Annotated in this window: 14 protein-coding genes; 8 read left to right on the forward strand and 6 right to left on the reverse strand. The window is 39.6% G+C overall.

What is annotated here, in order from left to right; translation table 11 throughout:
* Positions 1-360: 360 nt before the first annotated feature.
* From ACE01U_RS07610 to ACE01U_RS07625, 4 genes are read left to right on the forward strand one after another with little or no spacing between them, the layout of a single operon-like run.
* Positions 361-837, forward strand: coding sequence for a Csu type fimbrial protein (locus ACE01U_RS07610; protein ID WP_110973807.1), 477 nt, complete (start codon positions 361-363; stop codon positions 835-837).
* Positions 838-880: 43 nt separating this feature from the next.
* On the forward strand, positions 881-1630 hold the full coding sequence (locus ACE01U_RS07615) for a fimbrial biogenesis chaperone (RefSeq protein WP_395579097.1): 750 nt from the start codon (positions 881-883) through the stop codon (positions 1628-1630).
* A gap of 6 nt (positions 1631-1636) precedes the next feature.
* Entirely contained in the window at positions 1637-4006 is a 2370-nt protein-coding gene (locus tag ACE01U_RS07620) for a fimbria/pilus outer membrane usher protein (protein ID WP_395579098.1), read from the forward strand.
* On the forward strand, positions 3997-4974 hold the full coding sequence (locus tag ACE01U_RS07625; RefSeq protein WP_395579099.1) for a Csu type fimbrial protein: 978 nt from the start codon (positions 3997-3999) through the stop codon (positions 4972-4974). The genes ACE01U_RS07620 and ACE01U_RS07625 overlap by 10 nt, the downstream gene beginning before the upstream one ends.
* A 23-nt stretch (positions 4975-4997) precedes the next feature.
* Here ACE01U_RS07625 and ACE01U_RS07630 read toward each other — a convergent pair whose 3' ends face one another.
* Positions 4998-5468 carry a Csu type fimbrial protein gene (locus tag ACE01U_RS07630; RefSeq protein ID WP_104488387.1) on the reverse strand — a complete coding sequence of 157 codons (471 nt, stop codon included), beginning with the start codon at positions 5466-5468 and terminating at the stop codon, positions 4998-5000.
* Between the two features lie 295 nt (positions 5469-5763).
* On the opposite strand from ACE01U_RS07630, the gene ACE01U_RS07635 reads away from it, so the two are divergent.
* Positions 5764-7650 carry a bifunctional metallophosphatase/5'-nucleotidase gene (locus ACE01U_RS07635; protein WP_395579121.1) on the forward strand — a complete coding sequence of 629 codons (1887 nt, stop codon included), beginning with the start codon at positions 5764-5766 and terminating at the stop codon, positions 7648-7650.
* A 131-nt stretch (positions 7651-7781) separates the two neighbouring features.
* Here ACE01U_RS07635 and ACE01U_RS07640 read toward each other — a convergent pair whose 3' ends face one another.
* Both ACE01U_RS07640 and ACE01U_RS07645 read right to left on the reverse strand, forming a co-directional pair.
* Positions 7782-8117 (reverse strand): gamma-glutamylcyclotransferase family protein, encoded by a 336-nt coding sequence (locus tag ACE01U_RS07640; protein ID WP_395579100.1) that lies wholly within the window; start codon positions 8115-8117, stop codon positions 7782-7784.
* 13 nt (positions 8118-8130) lie between these two features.
* Positions 8131-9384 carry an MFS transporter gene (locus ACE01U_RS07645; RefSeq protein ID WP_395579101.1) on the reverse strand — a complete coding sequence of 418 codons (1254 nt, stop codon included), beginning with the start codon at positions 9382-9384 and terminating at the stop codon, positions 8131-8133.
* A gap of 97 nt (positions 9385-9481) precedes the next feature.
* On the opposite strand from ACE01U_RS07645, the gene ACE01U_RS07650 reads away from it, so the two are divergent.
* Positions 9482-10396, forward strand: coding sequence for a LysR family transcriptional regulator (locus tag ACE01U_RS07650; protein ID WP_395579102.1), 915 nt, complete (start codon positions 9482-9484; stop codon positions 10394-10396).
* Between the two features lie 5 nt (positions 10397-10401).
* Here the strand turns inward: ACE01U_RS07650 and rarD are convergent, their stop codons facing one another.
* Positions 10402-11307 carry an EamA family transporter RarD gene (gene rarD, locus ACE01U_RS07655; RefSeq protein ID WP_395579122.1) on the reverse strand — a complete coding sequence of 302 codons (906 nt, stop codon included), beginning with the start codon at positions 11305-11307 and terminating at the stop codon, positions 10402-10404.
* A gap of 109 nt (positions 11308-11416) precedes the next feature.
* Here rarD and ACE01U_RS07660 point away from each other — a divergent pair, with 109 nt between their 5' ends.
* On the forward strand, positions 11417-11878 hold the full coding sequence (locus ACE01U_RS07660; RefSeq protein ID WP_395579103.1) for an Lrp/AsnC family transcriptional regulator: 462 nt from the start codon (positions 11417-11419) through the stop codon (positions 11876-11878).
* A 280-nt stretch (positions 11879-12158) separates the two neighbouring features.
* On the opposite strand, the gene ACE01U_RS07665 is transcribed toward ACE01U_RS07660, so the two are convergent.
* On the reverse strand, positions 12159-12650 hold the full coding sequence (locus ACE01U_RS07665) for a GNAT family N-acetyltransferase (protein WP_395579104.1): 492 nt from the start codon (positions 12648-12650) through the stop codon (positions 12159-12161).
* A gap of 86 nt (positions 12651-12736) precedes the next feature.
* Between ACE01U_RS07665 and ACE01U_RS07670 the strand changes: the two genes are divergently transcribed.
* Positions 12737-13654 (forward strand): LysR family transcriptional regulator, encoded by a 918-nt coding sequence (locus ACE01U_RS07670; protein WP_395579105.1) that lies wholly within the window; start codon positions 12737-12739, stop codon positions 13652-13654.
* Between the two features lie 52 nt (positions 13655-13706).
* Here ACE01U_RS07670 and ACE01U_RS07675 read toward each other — a convergent pair whose 3' ends face one another.
* A complete protein-coding gene (locus ACE01U_RS07675; protein WP_395579106.1) occupies positions 13707-14474 on the reverse strand; it encodes an ABC transporter permease in 768 nt (255 codons plus the stop codon).
* Positions 14475-14571: the final 97 nt, after the last annotated feature.

Below are 14571 nucleotides of genomic sequence, written 5' to 3' on the forward strand. Positions count from 1 at the left end.
ATGTTTATCGAGTTTTAAAACGCAGTATGATGCTGACTTTTCTATTTTACATATCATCATTTATTTTTAATTTTTAAGCGATTACCTCACTCGTTTATGGGATTTTAGAACAAAATTGTGCTCCAAAATCTATAATCTTCTACTATGCGTATGGTCTCACTATTAGATAAATAAAAATGATGAAAATAACAAAAAATGCCAAAAAATAAAAAAAATTATTGAAAATTTTAAAAAATGTGATAGATTTCACGCTTACTTTTTATATGTGTGAACCTCTATATAAAAAAGTATCTATAAAAAGCAATGTTATTCATGGCGATTGCTTTTTGATTATCTAATTTAATAGTTTTAGGTCGTTATATGAAAAATTTTCTTACTACTGCATTATTGGCTTCTGCTGGTTTAGTTTTAGCTGGACAGGCAAATGCGGCTACCACTTCAAAAACAGCAACTGCTGACTTTAAAGTGAAAATTGAAGTGCTTTCTACTTGTGCAATCAATGCCACTGATATTGATTTTGGTAGTGTAAACAGTGCTGTGGCTGCAAATGATAAAACAGGAACATTAAATGTTACTTGTACAAGCCAAACACCATATAAAGTGGGTTTAGCAGGCAGTGGGAAAATGACACATGAGACAGATACTTCATCTAGCATCGCATATCAGTTATTCCAAAATGCGAGTGACAAAAGCCAGTGGGATAATAATAGTAATCTATACTCAGGTGTAGGTTCAGGTAGCGTACAGGCTATTCCTGTTGTTGCAAAAGTATCTGGTTCAACTAATGTTCGAGCAGGTAAATATATCGACACGGTTACCGCTACAGTAACGTATTAATTTTTGCTATCGTAAGGATATTCTTCACGAAAAGGGTATCGGCATGAAAAATACGTCGCGTTGGTCAAATGTACTGCGTAAGTGTAGCTTAGGTATATTGGCAACGAGTATTTTTATGATACAGGTGCATGCTGCAAGTTTGCAGGTTGCGCCTATTTTATTGGAATTTTCGCCTCAAGAAAAAGTCAAAGAACTTTGGTTAACCAATACTGGGGATGAAGCCATCCAAGGTCAAGTTCGAGTAAATGCTTGGACGCAAACCAATAATCAAGATATTTTAACCCCGTCTAAAGATCTGATCGCAAGCCCAATGGTATTGACGATTCCCGCAGGCCAAAGACAGTTGGTTCGCCTTATTCGTAGTACTGCAAGCAATAACTCATCTGAGCAAGCTTATCGTTTGATTGTTGATGAGCTACCGAACCCTCAAGCAGAAAAGCAAAGTGGTCTTCAGTTGTTGCTGAAATATTCAATTCCTGTATTTTTTAAGGCCTCAAGCACTGATGTCATTCAACAAGGTGTAACCTCGCTCAATGGCATGACATTTAAATACAATGCGAACAAATTAACGGTTACTAACCTGTCTCCGCACTATAAACGTTTTAGCCAGTTTGCCTATGTTGATGCGCAGGGGCAAAAAACACCCATCCAAAAAGGACTCATGGGTTATGTGCTGAGTGGTCAAAGTATGCAATGGTCTATTCCTACTACGATAAATGTCAAGCCTAATGGAAAATTTGTAGCAGTTGTAAATATGGATGTTCGGGAACAAGAACTTCCTATATCTCCTTGATATCTTATGTCTTTGGGAGTTTCTTCATTGAACGTTCGAGTCGGTCGTTTACTCTGTGCAGGGCTAATTATTGTTATTGCTCCTCACGTTTTTGCAGAGTCGGACTCCCCAGAGCAAGCAAGTGAAATCCAGCAAGACTTATACTTGGATGTCGAACTTAATCAGTCTGTTCAGCCACAAATTGGTCATTTCCTGCAACGAGGCCAACAGCTTTATATAGACCGTGCATCTTTAGATAGTTTTGCCATTCATGCGGATGCTCCGCAAATGCTCATTGATCAAGCTACTTATATTGCGCTTGATCAAATTAATGGATTGAGCTATCAGTATGATAATTTGAATCAGAAAATATCAATACAAGTACCTGTCGAGTTGTTAAGCGGACAAAACCAATATGGTTATCAAGCTTTACCTGCCGCCAGTATCAACCCATTACAAGAAAAAAAGGGGCTGTTACTTAACTACACGGCATTTGCCCAACAAAATGATGATGTTTTTTCATTTAATGGTTGGAATGAGCTACGCTATTTTGGCTTATTTAATGGCGTTTTAAGTCTGTCAGGAAATTATCAGTATCGAGATCATGTCGCGACTGATGGTCAAATACTTGATACGTATTGGGAAAAAGATTTTCCAAATCAATTGCTGCGATTGCGTTTAGGTGATGCTCAAAGTGATGCGCTTACATGGACACGTTCAACGCGTTTGAGCGGTTTGAGCATATCTAAAAACTTTGCATTACAGCCTTATACGGTAACCACGCCCTTAATGAGTTTTAAGGGTCAGGTGACTTTGCCCTCTCAAATTGATCTGATTATTAATGGGATCAAGCAATCTTCACAAAATGTGGTACCGGGGCAATTTGATATCCAAACCATCCCGAGTATTACGGGGGCTGGAAATGCCCAGATGGTCATTACCGACATCAATGGTCAGCAGCAAGTTCAAAGTTTTTCTTTGTATCGTGCCAATCATTTATTGGCACAGGGACTAAATGATTGGTCTTTGAACTTGGGTTATCCTAAGCTTAATTATGGTCTATCTTCTTTTGATTATGCGAATGATCCCGCTTTTAGTGGAAATTATCGTTATGGACTAAGTAATACTTTCACAGTAGAAACGCATGCCGAGCTTACGGAACAATTGCAACAAGCAGGTTTAGGAACAGTTTATCAATTAGGCAAGCGCGCAGGGCAAATCAATGTTTCCTATGCTTATAGCCATACATCCGAGCAACAAGGTCAATTGTTGGGTTTTGGCTATAGCTGGAACTCCGCATTGCTCAGTCTAAACTATAATGGCCTACGTCAGTTCGGACAGTTTAATGATATTGCAAGCTTAAACGATGCAACATTTGCAAGCCAGTCCGATCAATTTTATATGGGACTAAATACTAAATTTGGACAATTTGGCAGTAGCTATATTCAGCAGGAATACATAGATCAAGCGAGTAATCGTTTTGTCTTGCTCAACTGGTCTTATATTTTACCGCGACGAATGAACTTGAGTTTGAGTTATAGCCGTGACTTGTTAAATAAAGAGAATAGTTATTATCTATCTTTAAATTTACCATGGGCAAAGCGTAATTCTGCGACACTTACCGCTCAGCGTAGCAATGACCAAAACCAAATGAGTCTGAATGTTTTACATTCTGTGGATCAAGACCAAGGTGGTTTAGGTTGGCAAGCTTTAGCCAACCATACTGAGCAATATTCACAATTTCAGGGGCAGTTGGATTATTTAGGACGTTATGGTTTGGCACAATTTAATGTGCAACATACCGAATCTGATCAACAAAATAATACCAGTGCTTATGCTTCTGTGAGTGGTGGGTTGGTGATTTTAAAAGATACAGTATTAGCTAAACGTCTGGGCAATGGTTCATTTGCAGTTGTTTCAACAGATCAAGTTGCAGATGTACCTGTACGTTTAGAAAATCGTTTAATTGGCAAAACAAATCGGAAAGGTTATTTACTGCTTGATTATTTAAATCCATATCAGCATAACAGTGTGGCTGTAGATACTTTGGATTTACCGATCAATTTAAAAATTGAAACGACCCAGCAGGATGCAGTTCCTCGGCAGTCGAGTGGGGTATTTATTCGGTTCCCGATGTATCAGGTCAAATCAGTACAACTTCAAGTGGTCGATTTGCAAGGAAATAACCTTTCGGTAGGAACTTCTGTCTGGCAAGAAAAACCAAATGAGCAACTTCAACCGACGACTATTGTGGCGCATGATGGTATGGTGTATTTGGATAATGTAAAAAATAATACCCTATATATAGGTGATCAGCTCAAGCAGTGCAGAGTAAAGTTGCCAGATCTTGAAACTTTAAATGGTTATAGTGATTTGGGGCAAATCGTATGTCAGTAAACTACAGTCACTGGTTTAAAATGAACTATTCTAGCCAGTATTTGGCTTGTATTGGCTTGTTGCTCCTTAGTTGTGGGCTGATCTATTCGCCTGCGTATGCAGAAAGCTGCTGGATTGGGGGGGCGACTCTCAGTTTAGGTACTGCAAATGCTCAAGGTTCTTCTACTGCCTCAACGGACGTCACGGTTAGCTGTAACTCTAATTGGAGTCAGCCAGTCACATATAAAATGTGTTTAGCAATTGATAGTACATCTCCTTCGGGGAATGATCCTCGTAGTATGATTAGCTATAATCCTGAAACACTGCTCAATTATCATTTGTACTATGATGCTGCGCGAACGTACAAAATTCCAGGTTCAGACCGTAAAAGTCAGGCGCAGTGCCAGACTTTTCAAGTCGAGGCTGGGCAGGCGAATGCAAGTACTCAAATTAAAATATATGGACAAGTGCTCGCTGGGCAAGTGGTTCCTGCGAGAAGTTACACCACAAATAGTGTAAATCTGAAACTTTATTCTGCTTTTCGTTATGGTTCTGCAATACCTAGCAATGAAGAGGTTTTTGCAAATTCAAATACAGGAAATAATAACCTCATCGTTAACTCCAATTATGAAAATAGTTGTTTAATCCAATCGGCTACGGATATTGACTTTGGAGCTGTTGAACAATTAAACACCCCATTATTTGGTTCAGGACTTATTCGTTTGGCTTGTCCAACAGGAACCAGTATGCAAGTTAGTTTGGATAATGGCGTAAATGCGCAAGGAAGCCAAAGACGAATGAGAAATGCAGTGGGAAGTTATATTCAGTACAATTTATATAAAGATGTTAGTCGTTCACAAATATGGCAGGCGAATGTTTTTTATCCTGTAGATAACCAGAGTGTTCCTGTGTATGCAGCTGTTCCAGCTCAAACAATCACAAGTATTGGACAATACTCCGACACAATCACAGTCACTTTAACTTACTAAGTTGCTCATTATTCCTTGTAAGCTTAATAGGTAATGGTTGCGGTCACTTTGTCACTATATTGTCCTGCAGGAACATTAGCATTGGGGACTTTTCCCCAAATGGTAATATTTTGCGTTTGCCCAGTACCTTGTTGAGACAAACGATTGTCTGCAATATTGCCCCATTCTTTACTCATGGCAGCATCTTGGTATAGCTGATAAGGAATTTGTATAGAAATATCATTACTATGTTTTAAACTGCCGTTGCTGTTTAACGCAATGTTATAGGGTGTTCCATTGGTACAATAAACATTTAAACTTCCTGTCGCTTGCACATTCTGTGCATTACGAGTCACTGTTCCAAAATCAATATCCGAAGTACTGCCTGTTCCAATATCGCAAATTTCTGTAACTTGCATTTTGACTTGAAATTGTGAGGATTGACGATCACTCATGGTATACGCCGAAACAGAAATGACGGCAAGAATTGCGAAAGAATATTTGAAAAGTTTCATGGTGTACTGTCTCCACGAGACTACAATGATTATCAATAGTTATGTGACTAATATAGGGAAATATAGCGTTGATTACTATAATTTATATTACATAATAATGCAGAAACTGAATTATATTTAATCGTTTGGTAAAACCATGTTGGTATAAGTTATAGAAAAACTGTTTAAATATCAAAGTAATGTAAATAATATTAAGAATATTTCACCAGTGTCACGAATTTTAAACGGTGCCCTTGCATGATGGTTGTTTAATAAATAAGCATTGGGGACAACCGTGATTCTTCGAAATAGAGCCATTAAGCTGTTAAGTTTGAGTGGTGGTTTTTTATTGTGTAGCAGCGTACTTGTTGGATGTAATGACGATGATAATAAAAACAATACTGCACCTGACGTGCAGAATAAAGCACTCGAAGTCAATCTTCTTCACATTAATGATAGCCACTCACACTTAGATGAGGAGACTCTCAAATTAATGTTAGAAACTTCGGCAGGAAAGCGAGAGGAAATCCAAGTCTCGAATGGTGGTTTTGCACGAGTCACAGCATTGATGAATGATTTGGCGAGTCGTGAGAAAAATGCAATCAAAATTCACGCAGGAGATGCCATAACGGGGGATCTCTATTTTACCTTGAAAGAAGGTGAGGCCGAGGCAGACCTTATGAATACGGTATGTTTCGATACGATGACCTTGGGCAACCATGAATTTGATAATACAGATGCTGGTCTACAAAAGTTTATGGGTTTTTTAAACGATAAAGGCAGTTGTAAGACTAAAACTCAGATACTCAGTGCCAATGTCGAGTTTGGGCCAAGTTCACCGTTGTATCGAACAGATTTGGTGAAGCCGTATACCATTATGGAAAAAGAAGGGCAAAAAATTGCATTGATTGGCCTTACCATTGCCAATAAGACCAAAAATGCATCACGCCCAAATACAGATACAGTATTTAAAGATGAAGTGACTACTGCACAGAAATATATTGATGAACTAAAACAGCAAGGCATCAATAAAATTATTGTACAGTCGCATTTGGGTTATGGGGCGGAAAAAGAACTGGCTACGCAGTTATCTGGAGTTGATGTGATTGTGGGCGGAGATTCGCATACTTTATTGGCCGATGCAAAGTTGAAGAACTATGGCATCACCCCTGAGGGTGATTATCCAACTTTATTGAAAAATAAAGAGGGTGATCAAGTTTGCGTAGTACAAGCATGGCAATATGCGTATGTGGTGGGGCAGTTAAAAGTCAACTTTGACGCCAATGGTAAAGTTGATGCTTGTACAGGTAAGGCCAATGTATTGATTGGTGATGACTTTAAACGTACCGCAAAAGATGCAGTCCTACTGAATACAACTGAAATCGCGCATATTAGGCAAGATGTTGAAAATAGCAATGCTTTACAAATTGTACAGCCTGATGCGACGGCTTTAAGTATTTTAGAACCGTATAAAGTGGCTAAAAATTTATTAGGCAAAGAAATTGTAGCAAGAGCTGAAAGCAATCTTTGCTTACGTCGTGTTCCAGGCACCACTAGAGATGCCTCACGTTCAAGTCTAGGAGATATTTGCAATAAAGCTGATTTCACCAATCAACATGGTGGAGATGTGCAACAATTGGTGGCAGAAGCCTTTTTACAACAAGGCAAAAAGTATTTTAATGCGGATATTTCGATTCAAAACGGTGGCGGGGTCAGAGTCGATGTACCAGAAGGCGATATCACGGTTGAGAAAATTTATACGGTCTTGCCTTTTAAAAATACATTGGTGCAATTACAAGCCACGGGGCAGGAAATTAAATCAACTTTAGAAGACGCGATTGATGCCGTGGTTTTGAACAACACTGGCAGTTATCCCTATACAGGGGGCTTAACGTGGGATGTCGATTTAACCCAAACCAAAGGCCAACGGGTATCGAATTTACAAGTACGAAATGCTGATGGACAGTATTTGCCTTTAAATGTAAACCAAACCTATCAAGTGATTACCATTAATTTCCTTGCCGATGGTCAAGACTTTTATACCAGTTTAAAAGGTATTACGGGTGATCGTCGGATTGATGTGGGTTTAGATTATGCTGAAGCTTTCTTACAGTATGTCGAAAGCATGCCAGGTGCGAAAGGGCAAAAGGTGTTAACACGCTTACCTGTTGAGCACTACAGTACACAACATTATAAAGAGTAAAGCTGGTTTAATGTCTCAAAGTCAGTCGGTATGTAACTGACTTTGAGGCCATTCAAACATCAGCTTAAATGAGCAATCATCCGTATTCGATTTCATTTAATTTTTGAGACTTCGCTACATAAAAATACGACTTATACGTGCTGATTTAGTGCATAGACATAGGCCTGTTGTATTTTTCCATTTTCTAAAATGACCTCAGTTAAAACACGCTGATATTCACTGCCTTCGAACTCATCCAAGCTGTTCCACAGGCTATCTAATTGTTCTGAACTAAAAATATATCCATCAATAGTTTGCCCATCTGGACTCAGCGTCAGGCCAGGAAAGCCAAGTTCTGCACCCCAACCAGCTTCTTTAAGCCATCCTTTCACAGAGCCTTTGCGCCATGTACCGCCAATCGCTTCTAAAATATGGGCATTGGGTTTATTGGGAGCTAAGGTACCGTAGACAAATAAGTGTTGTTGCATGAGGTCGAAATTCCTAAGGTGTTGGGGTGGATGAATGGAGTGGTTTTATTGAAAAAATAACGATGAGTGCAATTAGGATCAGAAAAATATTTAAGATAACGATGCCATTCCAGCCATAGCTTTGCCAAATATTTCCACCATAGGCGCCTATAATGCTTGAACCTAAATAATAAAAAAGCAGATACAAGGAGGTGGCGTGGCCTTTATTGGATGTTGCGAGTTCGCCTACGCGACTGCTGGCAATGGCATGGGCAATGAAAAAGCCAGTGGTCACACAGCCAATACCAAGAATAATCAGAAATAAAGATGCAGAAAGGGTGAGTAGCACGCCTAAAAGCATGCATGAAAAGCCCAAAATCATCACCTGCTTTTTGCCTACTCGGTCTGCGATATTGCCTGCGATAGATGAGGAGATAATACCCAAACTATAAGATAAAAAGATGAGGCTGATCTGTGTTTGGCTTAAATGATAGGGTGCTGCAAACAGTCTAAAGGTCACATAATTAAACAAAGTGACAAAGATACTGGTGAGCAAAAAACCGATGACATAAATTTTTAATAGCCGTGTATGACTTAAGTGTGCATACCATGCATGTAGATGGAACTTAAAAGAGAGACCTTGCTGGGCAGTGAAATTTCGCGAATTAGGTAAGAGTTTCAAAAAACCTAATGCACAGAACAGACAGATGCCACCGAGAATCGCCATGGAAATACGCCATGAGAAAAACTCGGTCAAAATACCCATGCCAACACGTCCCATCATGCCGCCAAATGCTGTGCCTGCAATATATAGCCCCATGGTTTTAGCTAAATCTTTCGGGCTAATTTCTTCTGCAATCCAAGCCATAGCAACAGCAGGAACTCCACCCAAAACAAAACCTTCTAAGCTTCTTGAAAGCATGAGTACATGCCAACTCGGTGAAACTGCGCACATGACATTAAGTATTGAAGCCAAAAGCATCGAGAAAAACATCAGCCCTTTTCTGCCCAATGTTTGTGAAAAAGCACTGGATAGCACGATCGACATGGCTAAAAAGCCTGTGGTTAAAGACAATGCAAGCGCACTTGCACTGGGCGCAATATGGAAACTTTGACTTAAATTGGGTAGCAAGGGCTGTACGCAATAGATTAGCGAAAAACTGGCAAAGCCTAATAGGAACAACGCCATACCCGCTTTTTTATATTCCCGTGTACCTTTGTTGATGGTTTGTGGAATGGGTTGCTGAAAGGTAGACCAGTCTGCTTCTATCGAAGAGCTCAGTTTCATGACTTAACTGACTTAATATGGAGAAGAGCTTTTATTTTAAGAAGTGCAGATGTATATGTATAATATATATAACTCAATAATGGTATAGCTTTTATATATGGAACTACGCAATATTCAGTACTTCATTGCTATCGCAGAAGAGCAAAGTTTCTCTAAAGCAGCCTTGCGTCTTGGCATAAGTCAGCCACCGTTGAGTATGCAAATTAAAAAGTTGGAAAATGAAATCGGCGTTGAACTTTTTTATCGTTATTCTCATGGTGTTGCACTGACACCAGCAGGGGAAACTTTTCTTAAAATGGTCTTGCCCGTTCAGAATCAACTGAAAAATGCAGTGAAATTGGCCCAAAGTACGGCAAATGGTGAATGGGGAGAACTAACGCTCGGCTTTACAGGCACCTCAATTTTAAATTCTTTAATTCCGACCGCCATCCAAGCATTCCAGCAGCGATATCCGCAGGTGAATTTGGTGTTAAAAGAAGCCAATTCTTTGATTTTAATTGAAAGTTTACTGAATAATGAATTAGACATTGCGATTGTACGGCCACCTGCACAGTACCCGAAAGCTATTACGATTCGTAACTTGATTGATGAAAAGTTGATTGCTGCTTTGCCTTTACATTATCCCGCAGATGAAGAGATGGTGGATTTTGCAGAATTTGCACATGAAAGTTTTATTGTTTCTCCTCCTGAGGTGAGTGCTGGGCTGTATGCTGCGATTCTAAATACTTGCCAACAGCATGGTTTTACCCCAAAAGTTGGACAGCAAGCGCCTCAGATTGTTTCAATTTTATCGTTGGTTGCGGCGAACTTAGGGATTTCTTTAGTGCCTGAGTCCACCCAACAGCTCAAAATTGAAGGGATTAAATATAAATATCTAAAAAATAAAACCGCAACCATTGGACTCGGTATTGCGTTTAAAGCAGATCTGCATAGCCAACCTGCAATCAATTTTTCCAGTTTATTGAATAGTATTGTGAGACAACATCACCTTTTAAATGCTTCAATGGAATAAATGATTTAGGCCATTAACTTACGGTTTCGTTTTAACTGCTGTAACCCTTCTAACATAAGCACACATACTGCGAGCCAAATGGCGATATAGGTTGGCCATTCTGCCAAAGTAATACTTTCTCCTAAGGCGATTGAAACGGCCACTAACAATACGGGTTCGACATAAACCAACAGTCCAAACAGACTTAAGTTTAAATGTGGGGCAGACAAGGACTGAAATGCCAAAGCCAGTGCACTGATTAATCCAAGTCCTGAAATAAGCAACAGTGTATGTGAACTTGCAGATAGGCTTTCTGTGACGATAGAACCGTGCATAATAAAGTATAGACAGACAGGAACACTCAGCATCATGTCAAACCAAAGTCCGCCTATATTATTCGTCTCCGTTTTTTGTCTGAGCCAAAAATAGATCGGATAACCCAAGCAAATCAGCAGAGTGGGCCAAGTCAGGGTTTGAGAAATGGCTAAGAGATTCAATATCCCCAGTACTGCAAAAACACAGGACAGTTGTTGAAAACGAGACATTCGCTCTTTAAACGCAATCCGACCCACAATCACCATGCTAATTGGCATCATAAAATAACCGAGTGAAACATCCAGTCCATAGCCATGACTGGGTGCCCACATAAACAGCCACAACTGAATCCCAATTAAAAACGAAGATAACACGCGTGTTAAAAAGAAAAAGCGCTCTTGGTAGAAACGGCGATAAATCACAATCACCTGAGACCAATTGCCTTTTAGCCATATAAAAAGTGTCAAACAGGGAATGCTCAATACAATGCGCCAGCCGTAAATTTCTGTGCCTGACAAAGAGCCCAATAGTGAAGTATAGGCAAACATTAATGCAAATAGCACTGAGGCCGTGACATTTAAACTAATGCCAAGTGTTGTATTGGGATGCTGAGGCATAAAACGGGTCTTAAAACGCATGAATAAGTGATATTTTATTGCAGTCTTATTGATAAATTGGCTTATATTGTTTAGCTTAAATGAGAAATTTTCTCGTGGAATGCGCTTGATGCAATTGGATAAATTTGACTTCGCTTTATTACAGCATCTGCAAAAAGATTGCCTCACGCCGCTACGCGAATTGGCAGACTTGGTGCATTTATCAACCGCCTCAGTACAGCGTCGCATTCAAAAATTAAGAGACAGTGGTTATATTATTGGTAATAACGCAGTACTGGATCCAGACAAACTGGGGCAGGTGGTTACGATTTTTGTCGAGGTTCGTGTTAACCAAACTCATGTGACAGATCTTGACGTGTTAAAAGCGAGTTTTTCAATACCAGAAGTGCAGCAGTGTTATTACGTAACAGGTGAGGCGGACTTTATGTTGGTACTTTTGGTGCCGAGTATGAGTCGCTTTCAAGCCTTATGTGATCAGCTTTTTCATCAAAATGCGAATGTACAGTGGTTTAAAACCACTGTTGTGTTAGAGCGTATCAAAACAACTTTAACTGTGCCTTTTCAGTATTAAATGAAGGACAACGCTGTATCACACAAAAGCGTCAGTTTTATCTGATTTAAATGTATAGCTTGATCTAGCATTCACCTAATAAAAGCTGATCGCAATTAATAACAAGCCGATTCCTACCCATAGACCTTCTGCTGAACGTTGGTAGGAAACGCAGATCAGACATAGAGTCAATACAATGGCCCCCCACAAATATGATTTGACGTTTGGTGTAAAAATGACAACAAAAACCAGCACGCTAATCAAGATGTTGGCAAGACGAATGAACCGAACTGGGTTCATGTCAAGCAAGCTCTAACTTCATCTCATACCATTGCATTCCTCCATGAGTCGAATCTGATTTTTGCAGGAGTTGAAAACCAAATTTCTCATACAGTTTGAGATACTGTTCTTTACACATCAAATAGATTGCAGCTTTGTTCAGGCTTTTTGCTTTCTCAATAAAAGCGGTCATGAGTTTTGCCGAATAACCTCGTCCTTGAAATACAGGGTCAACAACGACAGACATGATGACAAGGTTCGTGCCAGAGGGTGTATGGCCTTTTAATTCTTTAAAGTGTTCATCAGACATTACGACTTTATCGGCGCAGCCACTATTAATGAAACCGATAACATGATGTTCCACTTCTAGAACAATGAAACCTTGGGGATATTGTTCGGCTCGAATTTGAATTTTTGCTTGGCTTGCCGCCTCATCTGCTGAATATGCTGCAGACTCAATTTCGAAACAACGTGCAACATCAGTGAGTTGAACAGAACGAATAATTTCTTGCATAAGAGAAACTCGGATAATTTTGAAAATATTCTAAAGCATAAATTAAGTGTATATACTGCATTTTATTACATTGAAAAATGAATAATATGCACTCTATACCTCATGCTTTTGATCTCAATTTACTCTTGGTTTTTCGCGCTTTGTATCAGCATAAAAGTGTAGCTAAGGCCGCTGAGTCTATTTATATCAGTGCTTCTGCCTTTAGCCATGCACTGAATAGATTGCGAGATGTGATGGAGGATCCTTTGTTTGTACGCATGAAAGGGGAAATGTTGCCAACCAAAAAAGCAGAGGAAATAGCGCCCTCCATTTTTGAAAGCTTAGCGCTCATCTCTCAGCAATTATTTCAAGTCGAACCATTTGATCCCCTTTCAAGTACGATGGAATTTGTGATGGGCACAACAGACTATACGGCTTTTTGTGTTCTGCCTTCTCTCATGAAAAGACTGAGTGTGATTGCTCCCAATATCAAAATAAGAATTATGTTTGAACAGCAAGAGGCGCTGTTTCAAAGTTTAGTCTTAGGGCATGTGGATGCAGTTATTGGATATTCCGAGCAGGGTGAAATGAATCATTCGGCAATAGTAGAGCAGCTCTGTTTTTCAGATCGTTATGTTGTTGTTGCACCTAAGCAATTGTACAGCACGATGCGACTTGAGGACTATGTGGAGGCAAAGCATATTCGAGTGAGTGCATGGGGGGAACATCATGGAATTGTCGATCGGGTCTTAAAAACCATGGGTATTACACGACAAATTGCGCTGGAACTACCAAATATGATGGTTGCACCTTATATTTTGGAGTCTAGCAATCTCATCATGACCTTACCTAGTAAAGCTGTTGAACAATTCAGAACGATACATGAGATTGATGTTTTTGACTTGCCTATTAAGGTCCCCGATTATACTGTTAATCTTTATACTTTGGCCTCGCATCAAACGACTTCACCCCAAAGTTGGCTGAGTCAGATTTTATTGAATGTTTTTGAGCCTGCAAATATTTGATGCTGTCTCTAAAAAATAGACCACTGATCAAGACATTAATCAGATCAGTGTTTTATACATCCCGCATTTTAGTCAATAAAGAATCGGCGAGCCGATATAAAGCCATGATACTGACCCCATAAGCCGACATAATTAAAGGAATATTGGGCCTGACACCCGCAATGAAGCTATAACGAATGCAATCAACCAGATACGTTATTGGATTGAACGCATGGATCATCTGCCAATGGGGAGACAGCGCATCAATATCATAAAAAATCCCCGATGAGAAAAGTAAAGGTAAGAGGATAAAGTTGGGAATGACTGCCAGTTGGTCAAAGTCATCAATCAGAAAGGTACTGATTAAGCCACACAGTGAAAAGAATACTGCCGTAATGAAAAGGATCATAAATAGGAGTATGGGGTGCATTAGGCTTAGATCTGTAAGTGCCCATGCCATGAGACTACTTATAATTGCGACCATAAAAGCCCGCATTAAACTGCCCATCAAATAACCATGCACAATCAGATGATTAGACATGGGGCTAGTCAGTAGTTCTTCTAAGGTTTTCCTAAATTTAGCACTAAAGAAGCTAAGGCTAACATTGTCATAACTACTGGTGATGACCCCCATCAGGATTAACCCCGGCACAATAAAGTGCAGAGAGTTAGCTTGATCTGTGCTATTGGCGAGTGGTATGGCCAAATTATGAAAAATGAATAAATATAAAGTCAGCGTCAGTGCAGGAGCGAATAAGCTTTGCGGCCATATTCGCAGAAATCGACGAATTTCTTGAGTTGCCAAGGCATGCACGGCTACTAGGCGTTGATATCCATTCATTGTTTAACTCGAAATTGAGTGAAATCGTTTATTTCAAGACTTATCACATAAGCATTTACTCAAGCAGTCAGCAGGGTTGCCAACGACTTGGGTATAG

It is taken from the genome of Acinetobacter halobius (assembly GCF_044130335.1).
Lineage (GTDB): Bacteria > Pseudomonadota > Gammaproteobacteria > Pseudomonadales > Moraxellaceae > Acinetobacter.